Annotated in this window: 16 protein-coding genes and 1 pseudogene; 11 read left to right on the top strand and 6 right to left on the bottom strand. The window is 70.5% G+C overall.

Translation table 11 applies throughout. The features are described from left to right. Window positions 1-47: 47 nt before the first annotated feature. Both ACFYXA_RS00630 and ACFYXA_RS00635 read right to left on the bottom strand, forming a co-directional pair. Window positions 48-251: a DUF397 domain-containing protein gene (locus tag ACFYXA_RS00630; protein ID WP_389028976.1), complete on the bottom strand. Its 204-nt coding sequence runs from the start codon at window positions 249-251 to the stop codon at window positions 48-50. Beyond that, on the bottom strand, window positions 251-1090 hold the full coding sequence (locus ACFYXA_RS00635) for a helix-turn-helix domain-containing protein (RefSeq protein ID WP_389027090.1): 840 nt from the start codon (window positions 1088-1090) through the stop codon (window positions 251-253). Before ACFYXA_RS00635 ends, ACFYXA_RS00630 begins: the two co-directional genes overlap by 1 nt. A 157-nt stretch (window positions 1091-1247) precedes the next feature. Here ACFYXA_RS00635 and ACFYXA_RS00640 point away from each other — a divergent pair. The 5 genes and pseudogenes from ACFYXA_RS00640 to ACFYXA_RS00660 all read left to right on the top strand — a co-directional run bounded on the left by ACFYXA_RS00640 (window position 1248) and on the right by ACFYXA_RS00660 (window position 6366). Next, window positions 1248-1726 (top strand): annotated as a pseudogene (locus ACFYXA_RS00640) (ATP-binding protein). A gap of 30 nt (window positions 1727-1756) precedes the next feature. Beyond that, entirely contained in the window at window positions 1757-2950 is a 1194-nt protein-coding gene (locus tag ACFYXA_RS00645) for a hypothetical protein (RefSeq protein ID WP_389027092.1), read from the top strand. Between the two features lie 58 nt (window positions 2951-3008). Next, the gene (locus ACFYXA_RS00650) at window positions 3009-4277 is read left to right on the top strand and encodes a DUF262 domain-containing protein (protein WP_389027094.1); all 1269 of its coding nucleotides are present in this window, start codon (window positions 3009-3011) and stop codon (window positions 4275-4277) included. Further along, a complete protein-coding gene (locus tag ACFYXA_RS00655; RefSeq protein WP_389027096.1) occupies window positions 4274-5404 on the top strand; it encodes a DUF3696 domain-containing protein in 1131 nt (376 codons plus the stop codon). The genes ACFYXA_RS00650 and ACFYXA_RS00655 overlap by 4 nt, the downstream gene beginning before the upstream one ends. 29 nt (window positions 5405-5433) lie before the next feature. Beyond that, window positions 5434-6366: a hypothetical protein gene (locus tag ACFYXA_RS00660; RefSeq protein WP_389027098.1), complete on the top strand. Its 933-nt coding sequence runs from the start codon at window positions 5434-5436 to the stop codon at window positions 6364-6366. 6 nt (window positions 6367-6372) lie between these two features. Here ACFYXA_RS00660 and ACFYXA_RS00665 read toward each other — a convergent pair whose 3' ends face one another. Beyond that, window positions 6373-7956 carry an RNA polymerase sigma factor RpoD/SigA gene (locus tag ACFYXA_RS00665; RefSeq protein WP_389027100.1) on the bottom strand — a complete coding sequence of 528 codons (1584 nt, stop codon included), beginning with the start codon at window positions 7954-7956 and terminating at the stop codon, window positions 6373-6375. 181 nt (window positions 7957-8137) lie between these two features. On the opposite strand from ACFYXA_RS00665, the gene ACFYXA_RS00670 reads away from it, so the two are divergent. From ACFYXA_RS00670 to ACFYXA_RS00690, 5 genes are all read left to right on the top strand, one after another. Continuing rightward, window positions 8138-11266, top strand: a complete 3129-nt coding sequence (locus ACFYXA_RS00670; RefSeq protein WP_389027102.1) for a helicase-related protein — start codon at window positions 8138-8140, stop codon at window positions 11264-11266. After that, window positions 11263-13116 carry a DrmB family protein gene (gene drmB, locus ACFYXA_RS00675; protein ID WP_389027104.1) on the top strand — a complete coding sequence of 618 codons (1854 nt, stop codon included), beginning with the start codon at window positions 11263-11265 and terminating at the stop codon, window positions 13114-13116. Before ACFYXA_RS00670 ends, drmB begins: the two co-directional genes overlap by 4 nt. Then, window positions 13113-14192, top strand: coding sequence for an AAA family ATPase (locus ACFYXA_RS00680; RefSeq protein WP_389027106.1), 1080 nt, complete (start codon window positions 13113-13115; stop codon window positions 14190-14192). Before drmB ends, ACFYXA_RS00680 begins: the two co-directional genes overlap by 4 nt. Window positions 14193-14253: 61 nt before the next feature. Continuing rightward, window positions 14254-20928 carry a DEAD/DEAH box helicase gene (locus tag ACFYXA_RS00685; protein ID WP_389027108.1) on the top strand — a complete coding sequence of 2225 codons (6675 nt, stop codon included), beginning with the start codon at window positions 14254-14256 and terminating at the stop codon, window positions 20926-20928. Beyond that, window positions 20925-23195 (top strand): UvrD-helicase domain-containing protein, encoded by a 2271-nt coding sequence (locus tag ACFYXA_RS00690; protein ID WP_389027110.1) that lies wholly within the window; start codon window positions 20925-20927, stop codon window positions 23193-23195. The genes ACFYXA_RS00685 and ACFYXA_RS00690 overlap by 4 nt, the downstream gene beginning before the upstream one ends. Window positions 23196-23338: 143 nt before the next feature. Here the strand turns inward: ACFYXA_RS00690 and ACFYXA_RS00695 are convergent, their stop codons facing one another. Next, on the bottom strand, window positions 23339-23482 hold the full coding sequence (locus ACFYXA_RS00695; protein WP_389027112.1) for a hypothetical protein: 144 nt from the start codon (window positions 23480-23482) through the stop codon (window positions 23339-23341). A 457-nt stretch (window positions 23483-23939) separates the two neighbouring features. On the opposite strand from ACFYXA_RS00695, the gene ACFYXA_RS00700 reads away from it, so the two are divergent. Beyond that, window positions 23940-24713: a maleylpyruvate isomerase family mycothiol-dependent enzyme gene (locus tag ACFYXA_RS00700; RefSeq protein WP_389027114.1), complete on the top strand. Its 774-nt coding sequence runs from the start codon at window positions 23940-23942 to the stop codon at window positions 24711-24713. 136 nt (window positions 24714-24849) lie between these two features. Here ACFYXA_RS00700 and ACFYXA_RS00705 read toward each other — a convergent pair whose 3' ends face one another. Together ACFYXA_RS00705 and ACFYXA_RS00710 are read right to left on the bottom strand one after the other, a co-directional pair. Further along, window positions 24850-25122: a DUF3253 domain-containing protein gene (locus ACFYXA_RS00705; RefSeq protein ID WP_389027116.1), complete on the bottom strand. Its 273-nt coding sequence runs from the start codon at window positions 25120-25122 to the stop codon at window positions 24850-24852. A 57-nt stretch (window positions 25123-25179) separates the two neighbouring features. Beyond that, a complete protein-coding gene (locus tag ACFYXA_RS00710) occupies window positions 25180-25722 on the bottom strand; it encodes a hypothetical protein (protein ID WP_389027118.1) in 543 nt (180 codons plus the stop codon). Between the last annotated feature and the right edge of the window lie 251 nt (window positions 25723-25973).

Genomic DNA, 25973 nt, shown 5'->3' on the forward strand with positions numbered 1-25973 from the left:
CCCGCGCCCGGTACGGAACCGGACGCGGGGCGTCGACACGTCGTACGTCAGTGATCGGCGGCGTACGAGACGAATGCGGCCCACTGCTCGGAACTGAAGGCAAGCTGAGGGCCCTGCGCCCGCTTCGAGTCCCGTACGTGAATGGTCTCGGGGGCGAAGGCGACCTCCACGCACTCTGGGCCGTCATTCGTGCTGTAGCTGCTCTTGAACCACTCCAGCGGGGAACCGTTCCCCGTCGAGGGGTTGGTCATCATGTCTCTCCCAGCACTTTCTCGATGAAGGCCAGCGACTCACTAGGCGTGAGGGCCTGGGCCCGGATGATGCCATAGCGGATCTCGTGGATCTGGACCTCCTTGGGGTGGGAGATCAGCCGACTGGTCAGCTGTACCTCGTTGTGTCCCACGGTGTCCCCTTCCTTGAGCCGGAGCAGCTGAAGTGACCCGGCAAGACCGGCATGGTCCTTGCGATCCGTGGGCATCACCTGGATCTCCACGTTCCGCCGCTGGCCGACCTCCAACAGGCGTTCGAGCTGCTTCCGCATCACCATTGTGCCCCCGAGCGGCCGTCGCAGCGTCACCTCTTCCTGCACGAAACTGAAGACGGGCGCGGGCTGCCGATCGAAGATCTCCTGCCTAGCCAGGCGTGCGGCGACGAGGCGCTCAACCTCCTCCTCGGCGAAGGGGGGACGCCGCATGCCGTACAGCGCCCTCGCGTACTCCGGTGTCTGAAGCAGGCCGTGGACGACGGAGTTGGCGTAGGCGCACAGCTCAACCGCTTCCGCCTCCAGCTTCGCCAGATCCCGAACCTTCTTCGGATACCGAGCCTCCTCCACGTCCTTCTTCAGCCCGAGGATCAGCCCACCGGCCTCCAACACCTCGTCGGCCTTCTCCAGGAACGTCGGACTCGGCGCCCGCCGCCCCCTCTCCACCGAGGACACCTGCTCCTCGCTGTACCCGATCGCCGCCCCCAACTCCGCCTGTGTGAGCCCCCTTCGCTCCCGGCACGACTTGACGACCCTGCCCACCGTCCGCAGTACCGCCGCCGACTCCTCGTCGTCGGCGCCGTACGGCTCCATCCCGTCACCGCTCATGCCCGGACACCTCCACGTTCCGCCCGTACCCAACTCCCCGCCGGTGCCGCGCGTCACGCCACGCCGCCCGGACAGAGCCGGACAGCGGCCGGACAGTGACGCTGCGTACCACCGTTGTCACTGGTCAGAGTAGAGGCGGGTGACCACGCTAAGTCACATGAACGCCGATATCGCCCACTCGCCGGCACCCCGCCCCGAGCCCGCCGAACACACCGCCCACGCCCGCCCCTTCACCATCCGTCTCTCGGCCACCCCCAGAGGCGCCCGCCTCGCCCGCCGCCTCGCCGCCGAGCAGATCGACCGCTGGGGCTGGCCGTACGGCACGGACGCCAACCGCACGGCGACCCTCCTCGTGGCCGAACTCGCCACCAACGCGGTCCTGCACGGCCGGGCGCGAGGCCGTGACTTCCGTCTGCGCCTCACCCTCTACCCGCAGGACCCCGCCCTCCGCATCGAGCTCACGGACCCGCGCCCCGACCGCCGCCCGCCCGTCCCCGGCACCCTCCCTCCCCCTTCCCCCGACCTGGACTCCGGCCGGGGCCTCCTCCTCGTCGAAGCCCTCTCCACCCACACTGGGGAACGACCAGCGGTGACCCGTACACCAAGACGGTGTGGTGCGAAGTCGCCCTGAAGTGACTGTCAGTGCGGTCTGCGACTCTGTACGTCATGACGCGGACGGAATTCGGCAACCTCTCGTTCTTCTGGGGCTGGTGGACCTTCTTCGAGGCCGTGTGGATCGCCGTACTGTGGCAGAGCCGTTCTCGTGTGCTGAGCGGTGGGCTCTACCGGATACCCGGTGCCCGGCGCATCGGGCGGGCTGACTGTGTGCGGCGCGTCGAGGCGCTGCTCGTGGAGTTGGAGCGGAGGGGCCTACCGGCGGAGGGCGGGCCGGACAAGGACGAACTCGTCGACCGGTGGCACCGTGTCGCCGCCGGTCGGTTCGTCTCCGTGCTGCTCCAGGCGGTGCCCCTCCTGGCCGTCGTCCTCCCCTTCTGGTGGGCGGCCTCGCTCGCCAGGACCTCGGTCACGCCTCTCTGGATGTTCGCCGCGACCGCCGGGTTCGGCGCCGTCTCCCTCGCGCTCATGGCCGCCGACGAACGGGCCACCGCGGTCTCCGACCCGTCCGGGGTCGTCACGGTCGAGGCGATCCGCTTCCTGAACATGCTGCTCGTCCCGTCCGGCCGCCGTCCGCAGGACTCCGCACTCGACGTCCACGGCAAGCTGTTCCGACGTCTCCGCAACGCCCTGCGCGCCCAAGCCCGGTACGGGACCCGCACCATGCCGTCCGCCGCCCGCGCCCGGGTGCGGGAGGGCACCGAACGGCTGATCGCGGCACTCGCCGCCGCCGACCAGCGCTACCTCTTCGGCGAGGGAGCCGACCGTGAGGCAGCCGTGCGCGACCTGTCCCGGCTCGTCGCCGGCGCTCTGCGCCACAGCTGCCAGCCGCGCGCACAGCGCGACAGCCTGGTGGTCGTCGACGCCGTACTCCTCGCGGACGCACCGGAGCCGGACGCGGCGGGCGGGCCGGCCGAGCCGCTCCGCAGCCGCCTGCTCGCGGGGGCGGGCCGACTGGCGGTGGCCGCGGGCCTCCTCGCCGGGGCCGTCCTCTTCCCCGGTGGGGGAGCCGTCCCGGATCTGCTGGCGGCCGCGGGGCTGGCGACCGTCGCCCTCGTCTGCCCGCCGCTGCGGGACGCCCTGCACCGGGCGAAGGAGCTTCTCGTCGGAGGCCCGCCCGCCGGCGACAGGGGACCGGAGACGGCGGACGACGAGCCGAGTGCCCCTCCATCCGCTTCGACCGGCCCCTGCCCTTACTGCGCCGACCACTCATCCGTCACCGGGGGCTCACGGCCGGTAGGCTGAGAGGCCGTTACGGACTGGGTGACCCGGCACAACACGAGGGCGAGGGCGACGAGAAGACATGGCCGCGCTGGAGGACAGCAGCCAGGGGCGCACACGGGACCGACGCTCGGTGTTCGAGCGGTACCAGGAGGCTCCGGGGGAGGACGGCTTCCCCACCCTGGATGAGCTCATGCTCACGGCCAGGGAGACCACTTCCGACGGCCAGCCGACCGACGTCGAGCGGGAGGACACCGACGAGGGCGTCTACCAGATCACCTCACCCTTCGACCCCGAGCACATCGACATCGAGACCCGTAACACGACGGTTGACCTGCTGCTCTCCCGGCTCCGCAACGAGATGATCGATCTCGCTCCCGACTTCCAGCGGCGGGCCGGCATCTGGACCGACGAGAAGCAGAGCCGATTGATCGAGTCGCTCCTCCTGCGCATCCCCATCCCGTCCTTCTACGCCGCGGAGCAGAAGGACGGCAGCTGGGCCATCGTGGACGGCATCCAGCGGCTGACCTCGATCGCGCGTTTCCTGGACGCCGAGACGGTCGGTGCCGCGCCCTTGCGGCTCAAAGGGCTGGAGTACCTGCTCAATTTCACGGGGGCGGGCTTTCACGACCTCTCCGGCAAGCTGCAGATCCGGTTGCGTGAGACGGAGGTCGTCGTCCACGTGATCCGGCGGGGCACACCCGAAGCGGTCATGTTCAATGTCTTCGCCCGCATCAACACCGGCGGCGAACCGCTCACCCGGCAAGAGATCCGGCATGCGCTGATCCCGGGGCGCGCGAGGACCTTCCTTGCCGAGCTCGCCGAGTCCGAGGCGTTCCGCCGGGCGACAGGCAACAGCGTGGTCGGAGACCGGATGGTCGACCGTGAGATGGTGCTGCGCTTCCTGGCCTTCCGGCTCACCTCTCCGGAGGCATACCGCACCGGAGACTTCGACAAGTTCCTGGCAGAGGCAATGCACCGCATCAACCGCTTCGAGCCGGAGGACGAGGAGCACCTGCGGCGCGAGTTCGGCCGGGCCATGGACGCGGCCGGAGCGATCTTCGGTGCCCATGCCTTCCGCAAGTACCGTTCGGGGCAGCAGCGCAAGTCGCCCATCAACAAGGCCCTGTTCGAGACCATCGCGGTGAACCTGGCGGAACTCGGCCCGGAGCAGCACGACAGGCTGAGTCAGCTGGACACGCTGGACGCCTTCGCGGACCTCATGGAGGACACCGAGTTCGAACGGTCCATCTCCGTGGCCACGGGCGACCCCAAGAAGGTGCGGAAGCGGTTCGACGCCGTACAGGAACTCTTCGAAGACCTCCTCGACCACGGAGACTCCACACAGTGATCACCCGACTCACCCTGGTCAACTTCAAGGCGTTCCGCCGCCTCGAACTACCGATGGGCCCGCTGACCCTCCTGACCGGCCTGAACTCGTCCGGCAAGAGCAGTGTTCTGCAGGCCCTCGGACTGTTCCGGCAGTCGTTCGAGACCGCACCGCCTCGGCCGGCGATCTATCAGAGGATGCTGCTCAACGGAGAATTAGTGGAGTTGGGCAGTGCCCGGGATGTCTTGCATGACGACTTCGGCCCCACGGACGATCTGTTGCCCGGGCATGATCCTGTGGTCGGCATTGTGGTCGAAGCAGGCGCGCCGGTTCGTTCCGTAGGCCTGGGCCTCTTCGATCCGGACGAGCCCGACGAGGACGTGATCGAGACACGGTTGAGTCCCGGGCCCCCGCAGTTCGTCTTCAAGCCCTTCCAGTACCTCCATGCCGACCGCATCACGCCGGCCGTCACCTACCCGCGGTCCCGGCATGCCATCAACAGCGGTTTCCTCGGTGTTCGTGGCGAACACACCGTCAACTTTCTTCGCCACTACGGCGAAAGGGAGGTGCTTGACGGCCCGCTGCGCCACCCCGAGGCCTCCTCACCCCAGCTGCGCGACCAGACCGTCGCCTGGATGCAGGAACTCTGCCCCGGTGTGAACCTCCAGGCCTCCGCGATCGAGGGCACCGACTTCGTCCGCCTCTCCTACGGCTTCGGCGGCACCGCCGGCATCAACTCCACCCGCCGTCGACGCCCCACCAACGTCGGCTTCGGACTCACGTACGCCCTGCCGATCGTCGTCGCCTGCCTCACCGCGACCCCCGAGAGCCTGATCCTGCTCGAGAACCCCGAGGCCCACCTCCACCCCAAGGGGCAGAGCAGGATGGCGGCCCTGATCTCCGCGGCCGCCGCCTCCGGAGCGCAGTTGGTCGTCGAGACCCACAGCGACCACGTCCTCAACGGCGTCCGGATCGCTGTGAAGCAGGGGGCCTTGGCGGCGGACGACGCCGTCATCCACTTCTTCCGTGGCAACGGCTCGGGTGCCGAAGTCATCAGCCCCCGCGTCGACAGGGACGGCATGCTCGCCCAGTGGCCCGAAGGGTTCTTCGACGAGTGGGAGAACTCGCTCGACCAGCTGCTTGACTGACGAGGCGTCACGGTGACCAAGGGGGAGAAGTGCCACTGCTGTTCCTGAACGAAAAGTCCTGGAAAACGGCCTGCGACCCGGCCCGCGCCGAGCGGGCCATGGCTGATTTCGTCGACGCCGTGCGCGCGGTCGCCAAGGACGACCCGGCTGATACGTCGTTAGTCAGCGAAGCTGAAATCAAGTCACTGGAAATCGCCGAGGGGTACCCGATCGGCAAGTGGATCGGCAGCAGTCCGAAGAACCATGTTCGCTGGCAGCGTCTCCTGGCTCTGCGAAGCAGGTCCCCCGTCCGCAGTGTCTTCCCGACCCCGGATGCCGACGGCCACCTCGAATACCGCTATGGGGGTGAGGAGGTCCTGGGCCTGGGGGCCGCGCATTTCATGGACGGCATCGCGGTCAGCCTCCCGGTGGCGCATGAGTGGCAGACGTCCGCAGTCAGCGTGGAACGCAGTGAACTCGTCGAACTCGACAACGAGTCATTGGAGTTCGAGCACGAGACCGTCGACGTCCGGCACATCTCCGGACCGCCGCACGTCGCCGACCACCTCGCCTGGATCCGTGAGTCAAGCCTGGCCAGAGCCGCCACCGGCCGTCAGATCTGGGAACGCAGGGCCGACTTGTACCCCCACCTCCAGTTCCTGCCCCGCACCGAGGCCCAGCTCGATGACCTGGACCTCCGCTGGGTCGTGCCCGTGAGGCGCTGCCTGGAGCGGCTCGACGCCTCGGCTGCCGCCTGGGATCCGGCCGCGACGCATGAGCCGGAATGGCAGAGCAAGGTGACTCCCGAGGGCGAGACCCGCAAGCGGGTGTGCCGGTTCGAGGACCTGGACGGGAAGATGCGGACGTTCCATCTGCACGCCCGCTTCACTCCGGGGGCCGGCCGCATCCACTTCCGGCCGGTCGGGGAGAACGGCAAGGTCCGCATCGCGCACATCGGTGGCAAGATCCGACCAGACCTGTGATCCGCCTCAGAACAGCGTCTCCTGCCCTTCCGGCACCAGCGGCTTTTTGGCTTTGGGCACCGATGTCGGCTCTACGGTTCGGGGGGCGGGTATCGGTGTGGGGGGCCTCTTCTCCTGCACCGGCGGCTTCGGTTTCCGCTTCCGTCTCCCACGCGGCTCCGGCACCCCTCCCGCCAGCACCTCCTTCAGCCGGTCCCGCGCACGCGTCTCCAGCTGCCGGATGCGCTCGCGTGAGACGCCGTACTCCTCGCCTATCTCCTCCAGCGTCTGACGTTCGCCGCCCACCAGACCACTGCGCCGCCGCATCACATCGGCCTCACGCTCGGTGAGCCGGGCGCGATTCAGCAACTCCTCCACACGCTGCCGGGAGTGCTTGGGATGCAGCACCTCCTCCGGCGTGGGCGCCAGGTGGAGCGTCGCGATGAGCTCGCCCAGATGTGTTCCGTCGCCGATCTCGCGATCCAGGGAGTCTGTGGGCCGGCTGATCCGGCGCACCGCGTCGACCTCGGCCACGGTGAGGTTCGCCGCCACGGCCACCGCGCCGGCGGAGAGGGACTTCCCCTCGGCGGCCAGCCGCGCTTCGACCACCGCCACCTTGCGCACCTTCTCGTGCATGTGCACCGGGATGCGGATCAGCCGGCTCTCGTTGCCCAGCGCCCGCTCCAGCGCCTGCCGGGCCCACCAGGTCGCGTACGTCGAGAACTTGAAGCCCTTGGCCGGATCGAACAGGCAAGCCGCGTGCATCACCCCGGTCACGCCGTGCTGCACCAGATCCTCGTGGTCGAGGCCCTGCCCGCCCAGCCGCAGGGCCAGTTTGTGCACGAGCCGGACGTTGTGCATGACCAGCGTCTCGTAGGCCCGGCGGCGGATATCGGTGGTGGGCAAGGCCGCCAGCTCCGCCTCCTCCGGCTTGTGGTCGAGATGCTCGGGTCCGCCCTTGAGGAGGATGCTCAGTCCGACTTCCTGCTCGGCGGTGAGCAGTGTCTGCCACGCCGTCTTCCGGAACCGGTCCTCGTTCATGCGGGCCCGCGCGGCGGCCATCGCCGCCTCCAGGTCCGTGAGGACCTCGCCCGCTCCGCCGAGCTCTTCCGCCCCCGGCCCCTCGTCCGGTCCGTCCTCCTCGGAATGTCCGGGCGCGTCGGTCGGGGCTCCCGAGGCCTCCGCAGGCCCAGCCGGCCTGGGGCTCGGTACGCCGCCGATCACGACCCCCTCGCCCCGCAGAGCCGCCTTGAGCAGCTCTCGCTCGGCCGCGTCCAGCCCGCACAGCGAGACCAGCCCGGTGAACGCGGGGGCGGGGACCACACCGGCTGCGACATACTTGCGGGCGAGCCCCAGCACCCGGCCGATCCGCGCCTTCTCCCGGGAGGGAGCGGCAGCCCGCTCCACGACCAACCCCTGCTGAGCCAGTGCCACTTCCAGCCTCTTCAGACCCTCGGCATCCAGCCTCAGCGAAGCCGTCGCCGCCCTGAAGTCGTCCGCCGTCACCCTGCCGCCGCGCGCGCAGCCGTGCAGTTCGGCCAGCAACGCCCCCATGGCGCCGCGCAGTTCACGCACCCTGTTCCCCCGGGTGCCCGGTGCGTCCGCCGTCATGGAAGGACTGTGACACAGGGCACTGACAATCGACTCCGGATGAGGAGACGCTGTGTTCATCTCCTGTGGCTGGAAGTGAGCTTTTCCCTGTTACGGTGGGCGCGATCCTGCATATGCCGGATACGATCTTGCGGGCCGGTACGTTCGGTCGCCAGGGGGTGGCATGGGGGGCACGGGGGCCATGGGGCCCAGAGACGAACTCGTCGCATTCGTACGCAGGCAGCTCGTCGGGCCCGCTCGGGGCGAGCACGAGACGGTGACCTCCCCGCCCGACCGGCAGTACCTGATGGGCACCCTCTACCCCCAGGACGCCGATCTGCACCGGCAGTTGACGCTCTCCGCCGAGATGCTCGACGCACCGGGAGCGGAGGAGCGGCGGGAGGACACCGCCCACCGGGACGACCCCGTGCCCGAGGCGAACTCGTGGCTGCCCTCGTCCCTCGGACTGTCCCTGTTCACCACGGCCACCGAACTCCGCGTCACCGTCGAGGGGGCGCGCTACCTGACCGAGCGGGGCGAGCGCGGGCGGCGCTGGCAGCGCATCCCGCTGCCTGCCGAGCCGCACTCCTTCAAGCCTGGCGAGCCGCATGCCCTCGTGTTCGAAGGGCGCGGTGAGATCCGCGTGACGTGGCGGAGCTTCGGGCACGGCAGACTGGTCACCGTCGCCCTCGTCAACACGGCCCGCGCTCCCCGCCAGTCCCTCAGTCGCGCCGAACGCGAGCGGCAGTGGGACAGCATGCTGTTCCAGGTGGGACTCGGGGTCGAGGCGATCGACGGGGAGGTCCTGCCGTACCCAGGCGTCCGGCTCGCCAGCCGCGACGAGGAGGAGCAGGAACTCCGCCTCCAGTACCGGCATGTCAGGACCTACGCCGTCGGCCACGGCTGCGCCGCGCGGGAGGAACACGCCGACGACGGTCGGGTGACGCGTGTCCACGCCGAGGTGATGCCGCAGACCGAGGTGCCCGCCGTCCGGGCGGCGGGACCGAGGGAACCCGTGCTCCTGCTGAAGCGACTTGCCGACGACGCACTGCCTGTTGCGCAACTCCACGCGGAGCTCAGGGAGTTCGTCGGGGGATACCGCACATGGTGCGACAAGCAGCGCGCCGCTGAAGTACCCGCCTGGGCGCGGGCCGCCGCCCGGCGGATCCTCGAACGGATCGAAACCGCCGTAGAGCGCATGGAGTCGGGCGTACAGGCCCTGTGCGCCAGGGAGAACGAGGACTTGCGGCGGGCGTTCCGTACCGCGAACGCCGCCATGGCGCTCCAGATGCGGCACAGCGAACCCGACCAGGCAGGGGAGCGGCACGCCCGTGGAGCGGCCGTTCAGCTGGACCCGGATCCTGATCCGAACGCGGCCTGGCGGCCTTTCCAGCTCGCCTTCTTCCTCATGGCACTGGAAGGCGCGGCCGACCCGTCGCATCCCGACCGTGAGACGGTCGACCTGATCTGGTTCCCGACCGGCGGCGGCAAGACGGAGGCGTATCTCCTGCTCGCCGCGTTCGTCATGGTCCTGCGCCGGCTCCGGCTGCGGGGCACCTCCGGCGGCGGGACCGCCGTACTGAGCCGGTACACCCTGTCACTGCTGACCACGCAGCAGTTCCAGCGGGCGGCGACCACCGTGTGCGCCCTGGAACGTCTCAGGAGTGCGGATACGGCGGCGCTCGGGCGCGAGCCGTTCTCCATCGGGCTCTGGGTCGGCGAGGCGACGACTCCGAACTCGTACCAGGCGGCCGTGGAGGCCTTCGACGAGGTGCGCGCCGCCGCGACCCCGGACGACCGCTTCATCCTGGACCGCTGCCCCTGGTGCGGCACCCGGATCGTGCCCGAGCGCAAGTCCCCGGACCGCTCCGACTACGGGATCGACGCCCGTGCCTCGTCCTTCCGGTTCTTCTGTCCCCGTGACGACTGCGCCTTCCACGACGAACTGCCGGTCGCGGTCGTCGACGACCATCTCTACGACCGTCCGCCGACGTTCCTCCTCGGCACGGTCGACAAGTTCGCCCGCCTCGCCTGGGAACGCGACGCGGGCCGCCTCTTCGGCGGCGGCGGTCACCTGCCGCCCGACCTCGTCATCCAGGACGAGCTGCACCTGCTCACCGGCCCGCTCGGCACCACCGTCGGCCTGTACGAGGCGGCCATCCTGCAACTGTGCTCGCCCGCCGAGCAGGGGCCGAAGATCGTCGCCTCGACGGCGACCATCCGTCGCTCGGGCGAGCAGGTCCGCAGGCTGTACGGCCGGCCCGTGCAGCTCTTCCCGCCCGCCGGCCTCGACGCCCGCTCGTCCTACTTCGCCGAGCCCGACACCGACCGTCCCGGCCGGATGTACGTCGGTGTCATGGCGCAGGGACACACCGCCGGTCGTGCCACCGTCGCCGCCGCCGCGACCCTGCTCCAGGGGCCTTTGCAACTCCCCGAGGAACACCGGGACGACTACTGGACCCTCGTCGCGTACCACCACAGCCTCCGGGAGCTGGGCCGCACCGTCACCGCCGCGGCCGACGACATCCCGGCGCAGCTCGCGGGCATCGGCCCGGTCGACGAGCGGCGCCTGCTCACCGAGGGGCAGGTGCAGGAACTCACCAGCAGCCTGGACCGCAGCGAACAGCCGCTTGTCCTCGACCGGTTGGAGAAGCCCTGGGACCACCCGGCCGCCATCTCCCTGCTGCCCTGCACCAACATGCTGTCCGTGGGCGTGGACGTGAAGCGTCTCGCCCTGATGCTGATGCTCGGCCAGCCCAAGGCCACCGCCGAGTATATCCAGGCCACCAGCCGGGTGGGACGGCACGGCGTGCCCGGACTCGTCGTCACGTTCCTCAACGCCACCAAGCCCCGCGACCGTTCGCACTACGAGACGTTCGGCACCTACCACTCCGCCCTGTACCGGCACGTGGAACCGACGACCGTCACCCCCTGGTCCGTGCCCTCGCGCAGGCGCGCGCTGCACGCGGCCCTGGTTGTGCTCGTCCGGCACGGCCTCGGGCTGGGCGCCGAGGACGCCGCCGGTGACGTCCTGGACCGGGTCGCCGACGTCAGTACGCAGGCGGAACGGCTCGTGGAATGGGTCACGCGCAGTGACCCGGAGGCGGCACCCGGGGTCCGCGACGACCTCTTCCGCCTGTTTCAGGAGTGGCTGGAGGCGGCACGGGAGGCGCAGAACGACGGCAAGCGCCTGCACTACCGCACCCAGGGCAAGGGCCAGCACAACCTGCTGCGCGACTTCGACCGCGGCGGGGGCCTGTGGGAGACCCCGCACTCCATGCGCAACGTCGACCGGGAATGCCAGGTCGTGGTGAAGGGAGCCGACGCATGAGCCGCCGCAGGGTGCGCCAGGCGCAGACCGTGGTGCCCTTCGGCACCGGTGCCGTCCTCGACGTCCAGGGCGAGTCCTTCGTCGCCGCGGGCATCGGTGACTGGCCCCGAGCCCACCAGCCCGTCTCCTCACCCCGGCTGGCCGCCCGCCTCGGCGTCAGTGGCTTCCGCGCGGCGCCGCCCGCCCCGCACGACGCCTGGGACATCCCGGACGCCGCCGGGCCGCCGTACATCCGCTTCCCCGCCTGGCTGTTCTGTCCGGCGTGCCGCCGCATGACCCACTGGCGTGTGGCGGACGAACGGCCTGGGATGCCGCCGCGCTGCCGCACCTGTTCGCCTCAACGGCAGCTCACCCCCATGCGGTTCGTCCAGATCTGCCCGTCCGGTCACCTCGGCGACGTCGACTGGTGGTACTGGGCGCACTCGGAACTCACCCCGGAACAGCGGGAGGCCTGCCCCGACCGTGACCACCTGCGGTTCCGATTCGAGGAACGGGCCACAGGCCTGGAAGCCCTCTCCGTCGCCTGCACGGCACAGGGGTGTCGTGACGCGTCCCGGGACCTGCTCGACGTCCTCGGCGCCAAGCGGCTGCGCTGCACCGGGCGCAACCCGTGGCAGCGGCGGAGCGAAGCGATCAAGGACTGCCCGGGGCCGATCCAGATCGTCCAGCGCACCGCCGGAAACCTGTACTACCCCGTCGTCCACTCCGCCCTCGACATTCCTGAGAGCGGCGAGTCCGCGACGGGCGGCGAACTCGCCGAACGTGTACGCCTCCACGACATGTGGCTCGCCCTGTGCAAGGCGCCCGACGGCCCCCGGGCCCCGCTCATCCGGTCGATGATCGCTGAGGACACCGGGGCCGGTGACGCCCTGCTCGACGCGCTGCTGGCGGAGGAGACGGGTACTCCGGTCGACGGCCCCCGAGACCGCTCCCAGCAGGTGGTGTATCCGGACCTCAGCAGCGACGAATGGGCCGCCTTCACCGCTCCCGCCCCCGAGCCCACCCGGGACTTCGTCATCCGGGAGGTCGGACTCGGGTTGGACGACGAGCTCGAGGCACCCTGGGCGAACCTGCGGGAGAAGGTCGCGCGCGTGGTCGTGGCGGACCGGCTGCGCGAGGTCCGCGCCATCCAGGGCTTCAGCCGCGTTACTCCCACCGCGAAGTTCGTGCCCGTGGACACCGGGCGGCGGGCCCGCTGGCTGCCCGCCGTCGAAGTCTTCGGCGAGGGAGTCTTCCTGGCCCTGGACGAACGCCGGCTGGCGCAGTGGGAGCGGGACGGCGCCGTACGCGAACGGGTGCGCGGACTGCGGGACGACCTCGACCGGGCCTTCCAGAAGGACCGGCTGGAAGCCCTCACCGGGCCCGATCTGATGCCCCGGTTCGTCCTGCTGCACACCCTCGCCCACCTGCTGGTACGACAGCTCTCCTTCGAGTCGGGCTATTCCACCGCGTCCCTGCGCGAGCGCGTGTACGCCCGGTCGGGCGGCTCCTCCCAGGCCGGCGTTCTCGTCTACACCGCGGCCGGGGACGCCGAAGGCACCCTCGGCGGCCTCGTCAGGCAGGGCGAGCCGCCCAGGCTGGCCGAGACCCTGCTGCGCCTGACCGAGACCGCCGCCTGGTGCTCGGCCGACCCGCTGTGCGCGGAGCACACCGGACAGGGATACGCCAACCTCAACCGCGCGGCCTGCCACGCCTGCTGTCTCCTGCCTGAGACCAGCTGCGAGACCGGCAACGCACTCCTCGACCGCGTCCTGCTCGTCGGCGGGGCGGACGTCCCCGGATACTTCGAGGACGTCATCACGACGGCCCGGGAACTCGCGGCACGGGAGATCGAGGACGACGTCCGGTGAGCCTGACCTACCTGGAGCTCAGCGAGGAGCAGCAGGACCTGCTGCGGGACCTGCCCTTCGAGGGCAATCACCTTGTCACCGGGCCGCCCGGCTCCGGCAAGAGCGTGCTCGCCGCCCAGCGTGCGGACCTGCTCGCCCTCACCGGCGTACGTGTCCAGCTGCTCACCCGGTCCAACCTGCTGCGTCAGACCCTGCAGGTCCACGGCGACGTCGAGATCTCCACCGTGCACGCGTGGATCCAGGCATGGCACCGGGCCCGCACCGGCGAACCCGCTCCGCAGGCCGCCGAGGACTGGTTCGACTGGCGTGCACTGTTCGCCCTCGCCGCAGTGGAGGAGCCGACCGCGCCGGGCGCCGTGGTGGTGGACGAAGGCCAGGATCTGCCCCGCTCCTTCTACCGACTGTGCCGCCTGCTCGGTGTGCCCGTCACCGTCTTCGCCGACGAATGCCAGCGCATCACCGACACCCAGTCCACCCTCGACGAGATCAGCACGGCTCTGGGCGGCGACTGCGCACGTCACCAGCTCATCCACCAGCACCGCACGACGCGGCCCATCGCGGCCCTGGCCGCCCGCTTCCACACCGGGGCCGCGGCGCCCTCCCTGCCTTCCCGCGCAGGGCCCGTGCCCCGGCTGTGGCGGTACTCCGACCAGCGCGCCCTGGTGTCCCAGCTCGTCGCCCACGCCGAACGGCATCCGCAGCGCACCATCGGCGTGGTCCTGCGCACGACACGCCAGCAGCTCGCCCTGCACGAGCAGCTGGAGCGCACCGCACCCCGTCTGCGCTCCCAGGTGTACGTCGGCGCCGCCGCCGAGGGCCGCCACCGCACGCTCGACCTGCGGCGGCCCGGGATCCGCGTCATCAGCCGGGCCAGCGCCAAAGGGCTGGAGTTCGACAGCGTCTTCGTGCCGGACGCCCACACCGACGGCGGCGACCCGGGAGCCGCCGCCCTGAAGATGACGTACTACGTGCTCCTCACCCGGGCGCGGGAAGAGGTTCACCTCGGATACGAGGGGGAGCGGGAACCGCCGCCGATCGCCGGCATCCGGGCGGACCTGTTGGCCCGTGCCGTATGAGAGACGTCGTACAAGAGACTTCACAGCAGCCACAGACCCGCGAAGACAAGGAGCCGCCCGGGTGCGCCCCACACTCGCCGCCGAACAGGTCGGGGACAGCCTCACCCAGTACCTGACCACCACCTTCGCCCTCGCGGACGAGGGCGAACGGCGTGCCTTGGAGGACTTCCTTCGGGACGAGGAGGACGGCATCTTCCGCGGCCCGTACCTGCGGATCCGTACCCCCTTCAAACCGGCGGGGAAGAGCTGGAAGTCGGCACTAGAGTGGGTGCCCGACGGCTTCGAACCCTACCGGCACCAGGCGCAGGCGTGGCAGCGGCTGTCCACCCTGCGTGGGTCCGCCCGGCCCACGCTGATCACTACCGGCACCGGATCGGGCAAGACCGAGTCCTTCCTGGTACCCGTGCTCGACCACTGCCGACGTGCGCGTGCGGCCGGCCAGGACGGCGTCAAGGCGATCCTGCTGTACCCCATGAATGCGCTCGCCACCGACCAGGCCCAGCGCCTCAACGACCAGCTCGAGGATCCGCGTCTGGCCCAGGTGTCCGCAGCCCTCTACATCGGCGACGAGCCCGCCACCGGCTATGCGCGAGTCGAGACGGACCGGGCGCGCATCCGCGGCGGACGGCCCGACATCCTCATCACCAACTACAAGATGCTGGACCTGCTGCTCCAGCGCGCCGAGGACATCCCACTCTGGCAGGACGGAGCCCTCTCCTACGTCGTCGTCGACGAGTTCCACACCTACGACGGCGCCCAGGGCACGGACGTGGCCATGCTGATGCGACGTCTCGGCGCGGCCACCGGCAAGGCACAGCCCGGCCGCCCGCTCGGCGACGTCTGCCCGGTCGCCACCTCGGCGACGCTCGGAAAGAGTGCTCCCTCGGCCACCGGGGCGCTCCATCTCCCGGCCGCGGAGGGCGGGGGCACCATCCTCGACGTGGCGGCCCAGGTCTTCGGCACGTCGTTCGGTCCGGACGCGGTGATCGGCGAGGACCGCTTGAGCGTCCAGCAGTTCGCCGGCAAGTCGGACTTCACTCTGCCCTTCCCCGCCCCGCAGGACGTCATCACCCACGGCGATCCGCTGCGCGACCCCGACGCCATGGACCGCCTCGTCGACGCCTTCACCCGTCGGCCCGGTGAGCACCGTGACCGCCCGCCGACCCCGGTCGAACTGGGCGAGATCCTGCGCACCCACCGGCTCACGTCGGCCGTCCTCGAAATCCTCGACGGGCGGCCGAAGACCCGTACCGAGATCATGGACGCGCTGCCGCGCTACGCCTACCACTGGGGCATGGCCGTCCAGCAGCAGCCCGAGGAGGCCGCGCAGGCCCTGTCCCGGTTCATCGCCCTCCTCTCCGTCGCGCAGGCACCGGACAGTACGCCGGAGCGGCCGCGTCCGCTGCTGACGGTCGAGGTCCACCAGTGGGTACGGTCGGTCTCGCGGGTGCTGCGGGGTATCGGCCCCAGGCCGGAATTCCGCTGGGACGAGGACCGGCCCCGGGACGAGCGGACGGCCTCTGCCGGTGCGGACGACACCCCGGCGGCCGACGAGCCAGGGGGAACCGTGGCGCTCGACTCCGCCGTACCCCCCGCCAACATCTTCCTGCCCGCCGTGCACTGCCGGCAGTGCGGTCGGTCGGGCTGGGCCGCTCTGTCCCGCGAACACGACCGGGCCGAGCTGGAGATGAACCCGGCGAAGATCCGGCAGGCTTCTCTCAGCCGGGACAAGCGCCTGGTGCGCGCCCTGATCTCCGCCACGGTCGCCGAGGCTCACCGGGCCGCCTTCGACCCTACGGAGGACACGGGACGGCGCGGATCCGTCCTCGTCCTCGACGGGGAACAGGGCCGCATCCGGCCCATCGACCCCGCCAGGGACTTCGAACGGCCCGACCGCCACGGTGTCCGCGCGGCCAAGGGGCTCAGGGACGCCGCGTTCGTCCACGTCGACCTGATGAACGACCAGGCCGCTGCGGACGACCGCTGCCCCAACTGCGCCACCGGCAACGCGATCCGCTTCCTCGGCCGCGGCCTCGCCCCCCTGGCCGCGGCCTCCGTCACGCAGCTGTTCACCGGAGGCGAGCTGGCCCCCGGCCCGGAACGGCGCACGCTGCTGTTCAACGACTCCGTGCAGGACGCCGCCCACCGTGCGGGCTTCGTCGCCAGCCGGGCCTACGACTTCTCCCTCCGCGCCCTGCTGGCCGCCCAACTGGACGAGGAAACCGAACGACCGCTCAACGACATCGTGGCGGACTGTCTGGCCGAGGTCGTCGACCGCGATGTCCTCGCCGCCGTCGCGCCACCCGACCTGCATGACATCCACGGCGTGAACCTGCTGCTGTCCGGTGGCAGCAAGGGCAGCCGCGCCACCTGGCAGCTGATCGGCGAGCGCCTCTACTTCGCAGCCGTACTCGAGTTCGGACTGCGATCCCGCCAAGGCCGCACCCTCGAACTGACCCGCACCGCCGCGGCCGAGGCCGACCTCCCCGACCCCGCAGTGGCCACCGATGTGGTCCGGGACCTGTTGCAGCGGACTCCGGCCCTGGTGGTCCTCCCGGACGGAGGTGTGCCCGACGAAGAGCGGTACCAGGGCTATGTCCGCGGCATTCTGGAACGGCTCCGTATCCGTGGCGCCGTACGCCACCGCTGGCTCGACCCCTGGCTCGACGAGGCCGGAGTACGCCGCTGGCTGGTGTGGGGCGGTCGGCCGGCGGGCATGCCCGCGTTTCCGCCCGGTATCTCGGCGCCCGCCTTCCTCCTCGACCGGGCCAAGGACAGGACCCAGTTCGACAGCCTCGGTTCGGCACAGAACTGGTACCAGGACTGGACCACGCGCTGTCTGGGCCTGCCTCGCGACGCGGCAGCGGAGTTCGTCAGGGCGCTGTTGCCCCGCCTCGCCGAAGCGGGCATCCTGTGCGTCCGCACCGCCAGGGACGGCGCGACCCGTGTCTACGGCCTCCAGCCCGGGCACATACGCGTCCGTGGGCTCGCCGACGACATCGTGGGCGACGCCTACGCACGCTGCTCCGTGTGTGCCTGGCAGCAGACGGTTCACCCCGACCGCCTGGACCGCTGGCACCGCCAGCCCTGCCCGCGCTACCAGTGCCCCGGCAGCCTGACCGCTGGATCGGACGGCGCCGAGCCCGGCAGCGGCTCGGCGGTGCGCCTACGCGACTACACAAAGGACTACTACCGGCGGCTGTACCGAGAGACCGGCGCTTACACCGTGGTGACCGCCGAGCACACCGGTGCCCTCACCCGGAAGGAACGGGAGACCGTCGAGGCCGCCTTCCGGCGCGGCACCCGCTACACCGACCCCAACGTGCTGTCCTGCACCCCCACCCTGGAACTCGGCATCGACATCGGCGCGTTGTCGGCCGTCGTGCTCGCCTCCCTCCCCAAGGGGCCGGCGAACTACGTGCAGCGGGTCGGCCGCGCAGGACGGTCCAGTGGCAACGCCTACCTCCTCACGCTCGTCGACCGCGGCCCGCGAGACCTCTACTACCTTCAGGAACCGCGGCAGATGATCGCGGGTGACATCCACCCGCCGGGGTGCTACCTGTCGGCCGCCGAGATCCTGCGACGCCAGTACGTGGCCCGCCTCCTGGACGTCGCGGCCCGCGGCCTGCTGCGCGGACCCGACGAGGACGGCGCCCCCGAAGTCCTTCCACTGCCCCGACTGGCCTCCGCACTGTTCGGCGACACCGGCTGGCTGCACGACTTCACCGACGCGGCGCTGGCCCGTGGCGCGCACCTCGTGGAGGAGTTCCTGGACCTCTTCGCGGACAAGGACGACGTGTCAGCCGTGGACGAGGAGACCGCGGACGCCTTGCGCTCCTTCGCCACCGAGGGACTGCGACCGGCCGTCGACCGAGCGGCCGCAACCTGGGAAGAGCGCCTGACCGACCTGCGCGGTCGCCTCGCCGCGATCGACGAAGCCCGCGCCCAGCTCATCGCCGGCGATCCCGAGCACGCCCGGCAGGACCGCGAACTGAGAGCCGAACGAGCCGCCGTGGCACGCCGGTTCGCCGACATCGGCAGCCAAAGTGCTCACGGCACCTTGGTCGACCTCGGGCTGCTGCCCAACTACAGCCTGGTGGACGGCGGCACGGAACTGGAGGCCACCCTCACCTGGAGCGAGGACGCCGAGGACGGAACCACCGCCTACCGCAGCAAGGTCGTCAGCCATGAGCGGGCGGCCCGGCTGGCGCTGACGGACTACGCGCCGGGCAACCTCTTCTACTTCAAGGGATACAAGCACCGGATCTCCGGTCTGGACATCGGCAGCGTCGAGCGCCCGAAATGGCTGGTCTGGCGGGTCTGCCCCAGTTGCGGCTATGTCCGTACGCACCGGGCCGAGGACGACACCGCCCCCTGCCCGCGCTGCCACGGCGCCGCCATCGGCGACCGCGGCTGTCTGCACCGGGTGCTCCAGCCCACCCGCGTCACGTCCCGCGACCGGCGGGACGACGCCCGGGTCCGCGACGAGTCGGACGACCGGGAGAGGCTCAGCTACACGGTCGTCACCGCCGTGGACATCCCCACCGAGGACATCGAGTCGGCGTGGCGGCACCAAGAGGCCACCTTCGGCTGGGACTTCAGTCGGCGGGCCGCGGTCCGGGCGTTCAATCTCGGACAGGCCCGCTTCGACGTCCCCGCCACCGACTCCTTCGCGGGCGAGGACGTTCGGCTCAACCCCTTCTACGTGTGCACCCAGTGCGGCGGGGCCACGGCGAAGGGACGACCCGCCCCCGACCAGTCTCCGGACGCCCTCAGCCCGTCCCTCGCGCGCCGCCCCGACCGGTCCCACCACCGGCCCTGGTGCCCGCGCTTCCGGGGCCGCGGCCGACCGGACGCCGACGTCTCCCTGCTGCTCGCCCACGAACTGCACACCGAGGCCCTGCGCATCCTCCTGCCCGCCGCCACCACGCACGTCGAGGAGCGGCTCTCCTCCTTCAAGGCGCTGCTGCGGGCGGGCATCGCGGAAACCTACGGCGGCAACCCCGACCACCTCGAGGCCGTGGTCGCCTCTATGCCCGACCAGTCGGGCGGCGGAGAGATCCGGCGACGCTTCCTCGTGGTGTACGACAGCCTCCCCGGCGGAACCGGCTACCTGCACCGCTTGGCCGACCCGGACACCTTCCGGGACGTCCTCGTGGCGGCGCGCCACCGCATCGACACCTGCCCCTGCAAGGAGGAGGGCAAGGCGGCCTGCCACCGCTGTCTGCTGCGACACGTCTCGGGTACGGAATACGCCCACGTCAGCCGGGCTTCGGCCCTGGGAATGCTGCGTGAGGTCCTGGGAGAAACGGTCGAGGGCTGGCAGATCGCCCCCGTCGCCGCCACCCACGAAATCCCCCTGGGACGCCAGGTGGAGAGCGAACTCGAAGCCCGTTTCCTGGAAGGCGTCGTCGCCTGGGCCCGCCGCAAGGACACCCAGGCGAGCGTCCGGCACGCTCAGGACCCGTCCGGCACCATCGCCACGGACCTCAGGCTCACTGCACCGGACGGGCGCACGGTCGTCCACTGGCAGATCAAGCCCCAGGAGGATCTGGGCTGGACCCGGCCGGACTTCGTGATCCGCCGGCTGGACGCCGAACCCCTGCGCGTCGCGCTCTACCTGGACGGTTTCCAGTACCACGCCTCGGCGGACCACAACCGTATCGCCGAGGACGCCGCGCGCCGGGCCCGGCTCCGCGCCGAGGGCTGGCTCGTCTTCCAGCTGACCTGGACCGACCTGGCCCGCTGGGACGGCGACGGGGCGGTGACCGACCGACCCGCCTGGGAGCCGTACCAGAACAATGCCATGCGGACAGCAGGACAGGTCCTCGAAGGACAGTACGGCGGCGACCCCCGCGAACTGCGCGACACCGTCTGGCAGAACCCGGTCGTCACGCTGCTGAAGTTCCTCGCCGACCCCGACCCGGGGCGCTGGCGGCTGCGCACGCAGGCCGCGCTCTCCGGATTGATCGCACTGCCGGAGGCAGTGCGGACGGCGGTGCCGCTTCAGGAAGCCGCTGACGTGATCAACGGTCACCTGCTGGGTGAGGACGTGGCGATCACGACCGGCCAGGGGCCTCTCCAGGTGGTGCGCGTGGCCGACGCGAATGGCTGCACGCTGGTCCTCGCGGTCGACATGTCCCCTGGCCCTGTCGACGCGGCCTGGACCGCGCTCGCCGTCCTGGACGACAGCCGTGACGCCCTCACCAAGGACCCGACAGCCCACCAGCGTCGCTGGCAGGCCTGGCTGTACTGGGGCAACCTCCTCCAATTCCTCAGTGAGGGTGAGGGAGACGCGCGGCAGCTGGCTACGAGCGAGCTGCCCCTCTTCGACGCCGCTCAGCTCTCGGTCGCGGCCGGTGTCGGCGGGCAGGGCGGCGGTCGGCATCAGGTGGCCGGGGATCAGGCCTGGGACGAGGTGCTCTCCCTCCTCGACGACGAGGAACCGGGCCTCCTCGACCTCGCTCGCCGCCTGGCCGAGGCGGGCGTGCCCGCCGGCCAGGCGGGTTACGAACTGGGCGATGCGGGTTGGCAGGCAGAACTGGCCTGGCCCGCCGTGAGGGCGGCCGTGGTCCTCGCCGCCCAGGAGGACGACGGACCCGACTACGAGGCCGCCGACCGCGATCGGGCCTTCGCGGACGCCGGCTGGGACGCCCGAACCGCCGCCCGGTGGAATCCCACCGACCTCGCACGACGTATCAACGGCACGGACCGCAGGGGAGCAGACGAACGATGACCGCCCACACTTCCGCCGCACCGACCAAGGTCACGCTGCGCCTGCTGGAGAAGACCGACCGGGAGATCGTCAAGCTGGACCGCGCGATCGTCGGCGCCGTCTACAAGTTCCAGCACGACTTCCGGGCCAACCCCCGGCACCCGAGTCTGCGGCTGAAGCCGCTCGAAGGCCACGACCGTCTGCACTCCGCCCGCGTGAACGCCGACTATCGAGCCCTGCTGCTCCAGCTGAGCGAAGCCGAGTGGCTGCTGGTCGCGGTCAAGCACCGGGGCAGTGTCTACGAGAACCTGGACCGTCTCTCGTACGGCATCAACCAGGTCACCGGCAGCATCGACTACGTCGACCTGGAGATCGTGGAATCCGGCATGCTGCGCAAGGGGCGGCCGCCCGCGACACCGGCCGTGTCCCCGCCGGCGCCGGCCACGCCTTCACCGACGCCGGAGCGGCCGCTGTTCGCGGATGTGACACCCGACCAGCTGGCCAAGCTCGGCGTGGCAGAACCACTCATCCCGGTCGTCGGACGACTCACCGCCGACGAGGAGTTGCTCGGCCTCGTCGAGTACGCGCCCCGGCACACCGGCGAGGTACTTCTGCGGCTGCGAGACGCCCCGTACGAGCAGGTCCTCGAAGAGGTCACCCGTCCTGTGGAGGTCAAGGATGTCGACCCGGATGACTACCAGGCAGCAGCCGAACGCACCGACACCACGGTCATCACGACCGACAAGGACCTCGAAAGCATCATCGAGGGGGGCGACTTCGGGCGCTGGAAGGTCTTCCTGCACCCCACCCAGAAACGGCTCGTGGCCCGCCGGTACTCCGGCCCCGCCCGCGTCGGCGGAGGCCCGGGCACCGGCAAGACGATCGTCGCCCTGCACCGGGTGAAGCATCTCGTGGACCGGCTCGGCCCCGGCAACAGCAAGCCGGTCCTGCTGACCACCTTCAACAAGAACCTGGCCGCGGACCTGCGCGCGCGGCTGCTGGCGCTCGGTGGTCCCGAGACCCTGGCCCGGGTGGAGATCGCGCACGTCGACCAGCTGGCGTCCCGCGTGGTCCGGGAGGCGGACCCGGGCAGCGTCAAGAGCCGGATCGACGACACACGCGCCCTGAACGAGTGGCGGCAGACACTACTCGAAACCGGCGAGACAAAGTGGGACGCCGACTTCCTCATGGACGAGTGGACGCAGGTCATCCTCGGCCAGGCGGTCAACTCCCGGGCCGGATACTTCCAAGCACGCCGGGCCGGACGGGGCAGGAGCATCACCCGCGCGGACCGTGCCGAGATCTGGCAGCTGACGGAACGGTTCACCCAGCGCCTCGACGAGAAGAACCTGGAGACCCACCGCCAGGTCGCCGAACGGGCCGCTCGCCTGGAGATCGAACGTACGGCGCGGATCGAGGCAGCGGTGCGGACCAAGGAGGAACGTGGAGGACTCGGCAACGTGCATGCCGAGTCCGCAACAGGCGCCTGGCGGCGGTACCGGTACCGGCACATCGTCGTCGACGAGGCACAGGACCTGGCCGCCGCCCACTGGAAGATGCTGCGGGCCATGGTCGCCGCCGGCCCTGACGACATTTTCCTGGTCGGCGACACCCACCAGCGCATCTATGACAACCGCGTCACCCTGGGCAGCCTCGGCGTCCACATCCGCGGCCGCTCCGCCAAGCTCACGCTGAGCTATCGGACCACCCGCGAAATCCTCAAGTCGGCCCTCGTGGTGCTCGGCGACGAACAGTACGACGATCTCGACGGCGACGAGGAGACCCTGGCCGGTTACCGCTCGGTGCTGTACGGGAGCGAGCCGGTGGTGCGCCGAACCGGCTCCTTCGAGGACGAACTGGACGCGATCACCGAACAGATCAAGGCCTGGCACGACATCCGTCGTGAGGACATCGCGGTGTGCGTCCCGACGAACGACATGGTCACCCAGGTGGCGAATCGCCTGGCGAAGAACGGCATCGTGTCGACCGAAATCACGGCCGACGGTCCGCGGGGCGACGAGGGTGTGCACATCGGCACGATGTACCGGTTCAAGGGGCTGGAATACCAGCGGATGGTCATCGCGGGCGTGCAACGGGGTCTCGTGCCCAGGGCCTCGGTGGAGGCGCTGCGCCGCACCGACCCAGCCCGGTACCAGGCGGAGTGCAAGCGGGCCCGGTCACTGCTCTTCGTCGCAGCGACACGGGCCAGGGACGCGCTCACCATCGTCTGGCACGGCGATCCCAGCCCTCTGCTGGGAAAGCTGTCGGTCACTGCCGGTGCGCGCTGAGGTACGCAGGGGGAGGGAACGTGAAGCCCTGCTCTGATTCCGGCTGAGATTCACCCCTCGGTGAGTTGTGTGAATTCGTGTTGCTGTCCCTGTTGAACGAAGTGTTCCGTGACGCAACGGCGCTGTCTGGCCGTCTCTGGCGTTCAGCCTTCCAGCAGATCGTTGACATAGTCGCGGAGTTGGGAAGGAAGGTCGCTGAGGACGATCTCATGCAGAGGTGAAAGGTGGTCGGGGTCGACATGGCCGGTGGATGTGAGTTCGGTGATGGCGTGCAATTCTGCCTCCAAGGCGGAAGTCTCCTTCTCGGCGGCAGCACTCGCCGCCAGCAGTGTCGCCAGAGCTGAGGCCTGAGCGGGCGTGTATGCCCCACGTGATCGGACGCTTCGTCGGCCCCGCGTTCTCTTGCGTGCGCGTCGGTTTGCAGGATCATTCGCGCAATGGTGATGAAGTGGTGGGACCTCAATCTGAAACATCCGTTCGTCACTGAGTCGGAAGTGGAGGAAGACGTTCCAGTGGTGTACGCGGACCCGGCGTTGGTCCATGCGGTGGTACCCCGTGGCGCGGTCCGGGTGCGCCAGGCTATGTCACCGTTCTCGTCGACCAGTTCGGTGGGACTGCCGATGAGGCCGGTGGCGATGGCGAAGAAACGGCGGCAGCGTCGGTGCTCCGCCCGCCCGCCCGTTGATGCGTTCGTCCGACAAATTCGCTGTCCGGTGGACGGAGTGTCGTGATACACAACCCGACGTGCCGAACATTTTGGAGTTTCCCGAGGTCCTGCGGCTGATCGAGGACCGCTCGGACGCGTTCCGGGCCGCGATCGCCGCCGCCCCCGACCTCGACGTCCAGGTCCCGACCTGCCCGGACTGGACGCTGCGCGAACTGGCGCAGCACCTCGGGGACGGCCGCCGTCGCCAGGCCGCCATCGTCGCGGCGGGCCCGGGTGCCGAGCCCCCGGCGAAGACGGACCCGAAGGGCGCCCCGACCGCGCCTCGCGACCGCGAAGCCCTGGACGCCTGGCTCGCCGAGTCGACCGAGCTCATGCTCGACGCGCTGCGCGAGGCCGGCCCGGACCGCGGCTGCTGGACTTGGTGGGGCCGCTCGCAGGCCCCGGCGACCAGCGGAGCCGTGGCCCGGCACCAGGTCCAGGAGATCGCCGTCCACACCTACGACGTCCAGCTCACCCAGGGCGCCGCACAGCCGCTGCCGACGGACGTCGCGGTCGAGGGCGTCGACGAGTTCCTGACGACCGTCTCGGCGACGACCGTCCCCTGGCCGTTCAAGCCGGCGACCATCGACCTGCACACGACCGAGGGCCGCTCCTGGCGCCTGACCCTCGACGCCGACGGCGTCCGCTGCGACGACCTCGCCGCCGACGCGGAGCCGGGCGACATGGCGATGCGGGGCGCGGCGAGCGACATGGTCCTCTACTTCTACGAGCGTGTCCCGCAAGACCGCCTGGAGACCACCGGCGACACCGAGCCGATGGACCGGCTCGCGGACTGGGACCCGACCGCGTAAAGCGCGCACTCGTGACGCGTCTGCCGGTGGTGCGCGCGCTGCTGCGGGCACCACTGGGCGAGCGTCAGCGCCGACGATATTCGCCGGGAACGGGCTGACAGATGCCCGCCCCTGATCCGGTCGGCCCTCGTGCGTGTCACCGTGTGCGGCGGATGCGGATGGGGCCGTGGACCTCTGTTTCCGTGACGGGGCGGCCGGCCTGGGTGACCTCGGCCTTGCCGGCCGCCACCAAGCGCCAGGCGGCTCGGCGGGTCGGTTCCATCAAGGCTCGCCAGCCCTCGTCGTCGCCTTCATAGGCCTCGCGTGCGGCGTCGGACGGACAGATCGAAGCAGTGGCCGCACGTCGCTCCAGCAGGTCCATGATGACCTGCTCCAGCCGCCTGGCGAGCTGCCGATCCGTTTCCACCACGCCATCCAGTGTGGCCCCCGCTCCCGCCGGTCCGCCGGTTCGGACAGCCCCGGGGCGTCAGTCCCAGCAGCCGGTCTTCGCGCCGTCCGTCTCGGAGCCGACCTCTATCTCGAACCCGGAGCCCGAGCCGAACTCCGGCCCGGCGTCGTAGCCGTACTCGATCTTCAGCTGGTCGGCCGTGGTGAACCGCAGGGTCAGCATGAGGGCGTCGCCGTCACCGCCCTTGGTGAAGCACAGTCCCGCCACCGTTTCGGGGGCGCCCAGGCCCGGAGGGGCGGACGGCAGGTGCCAGCCGTCCGCCTCGGCGGTGGTGCGGTAGAAGTCGACGACCTTCTGCCGGGGGCCGGGGAACGCGTAGACGCGCGCGGCGTACAGCCAGGCGTCGCCGCTGTCGTCGACGCAGCGCGCGTCGACCTGGTCGAGCCCCTTCGGGGCGGTCGCGCCCTCGGGGGTGAAGCCGAGGACGGGCTGGGAGCGCAGGTCCCGCAACCGTGTCGCGGTGTCCTCGCAGGTGTTGAACGGGGAGAGGGCGGAGCAGCCGGTCAGGCCCACGGTGAGCAGGGCGGTGGCCAGGAGCAGGCTGAGCGTCCGGGGCGGCATGGGTCCGGTCTCCCTGGGGTCGTGGGCGGGCTGGCTGCACGGTCCGGTGGGGGAGGACGACGAACGGGCGAGGGCGTCGGCTCTACGTGAGTGCGGCCTCCCACACCCCTGTCCCGGGGCGGACGAGCGAGCGTAGCTTCTCGCGTGTCTCCCGGCCCGTCGAGTAGATGATCGTGCCGACCCTGCGGAGGTCTGTCAGGTGTGCGTTGCGGGTCGCTGTTTTCGGCCATCACTTCACAGAACGCACACGC

Source organism: Streptomyces sp. NPDC002566 (genome assembly GCF_042889585.1).
Taxonomy (GTDB): domain Bacteria; phylum Actinomycetota; class Actinomycetes; order Streptomycetales; family Streptomycetaceae; genus Streptomyces.

Coding starts and splice junctions, on each gene's coding strand:
- ACFYXA_RS00630 (WP_389028976.1), bottom strand. CDS start 251: ATGACCAACCCCTCGACGGGGAACGGTTCCCCGCTGGAGTGGTTCAAG.
- ACFYXA_RS00635 (WP_389027090.1), bottom strand. CDS start 1,090: ATGAGCGGTGACGGGATGGAGCCGTACGGCGCCGACGACGAGGAGTCG.
- ACFYXA_RS00645 (WP_389027092.1), top strand. CDS start 1,757: ATGACGCGGACGGAATTCGGCAACCTCTCGTTCTTCTGGGGCTGGTGG.
- ACFYXA_RS00650 (WP_389027094.1), top strand. CDS start 3,009: ATGGCCGCGCTGGAGGACAGCAGCCAGGGGCGCACACGGGACCGACGC.
- ACFYXA_RS00665 (WP_389027100.1), bottom strand. CDS start 7,956: ATGACGGCGGACGCACCGGGCACCCGGGGGAACAGGGTGCGTGAACTG.
- ACFYXA_RS00670 (WP_389027102.1), top strand. CDS start 8,138: ATGGGGCCCAGAGACGAACTCGTCGCATTCGTACGCAGGCAGCTCGTC.
- drmB (WP_389027104.1), top strand. CDS start 11,263: ATGAGCCGCCGCAGGGTGCGCCAGGCGCAGACCGTGGTGCCCTTCGGC.
- ACFYXA_RS00690 (WP_389027110.1), top strand. CDS start 20,925: ATGACCGCCCACACTTCCGCCGCACCGACCAAGGTCACGCTGCGCCTG.
- ACFYXA_RS00710 (WP_389027118.1), bottom strand. CDS start 25,722: ATGCCGCCCCGGACGCTCAGCCTGCTCCTGGCCACCGCCCTGCTCACC.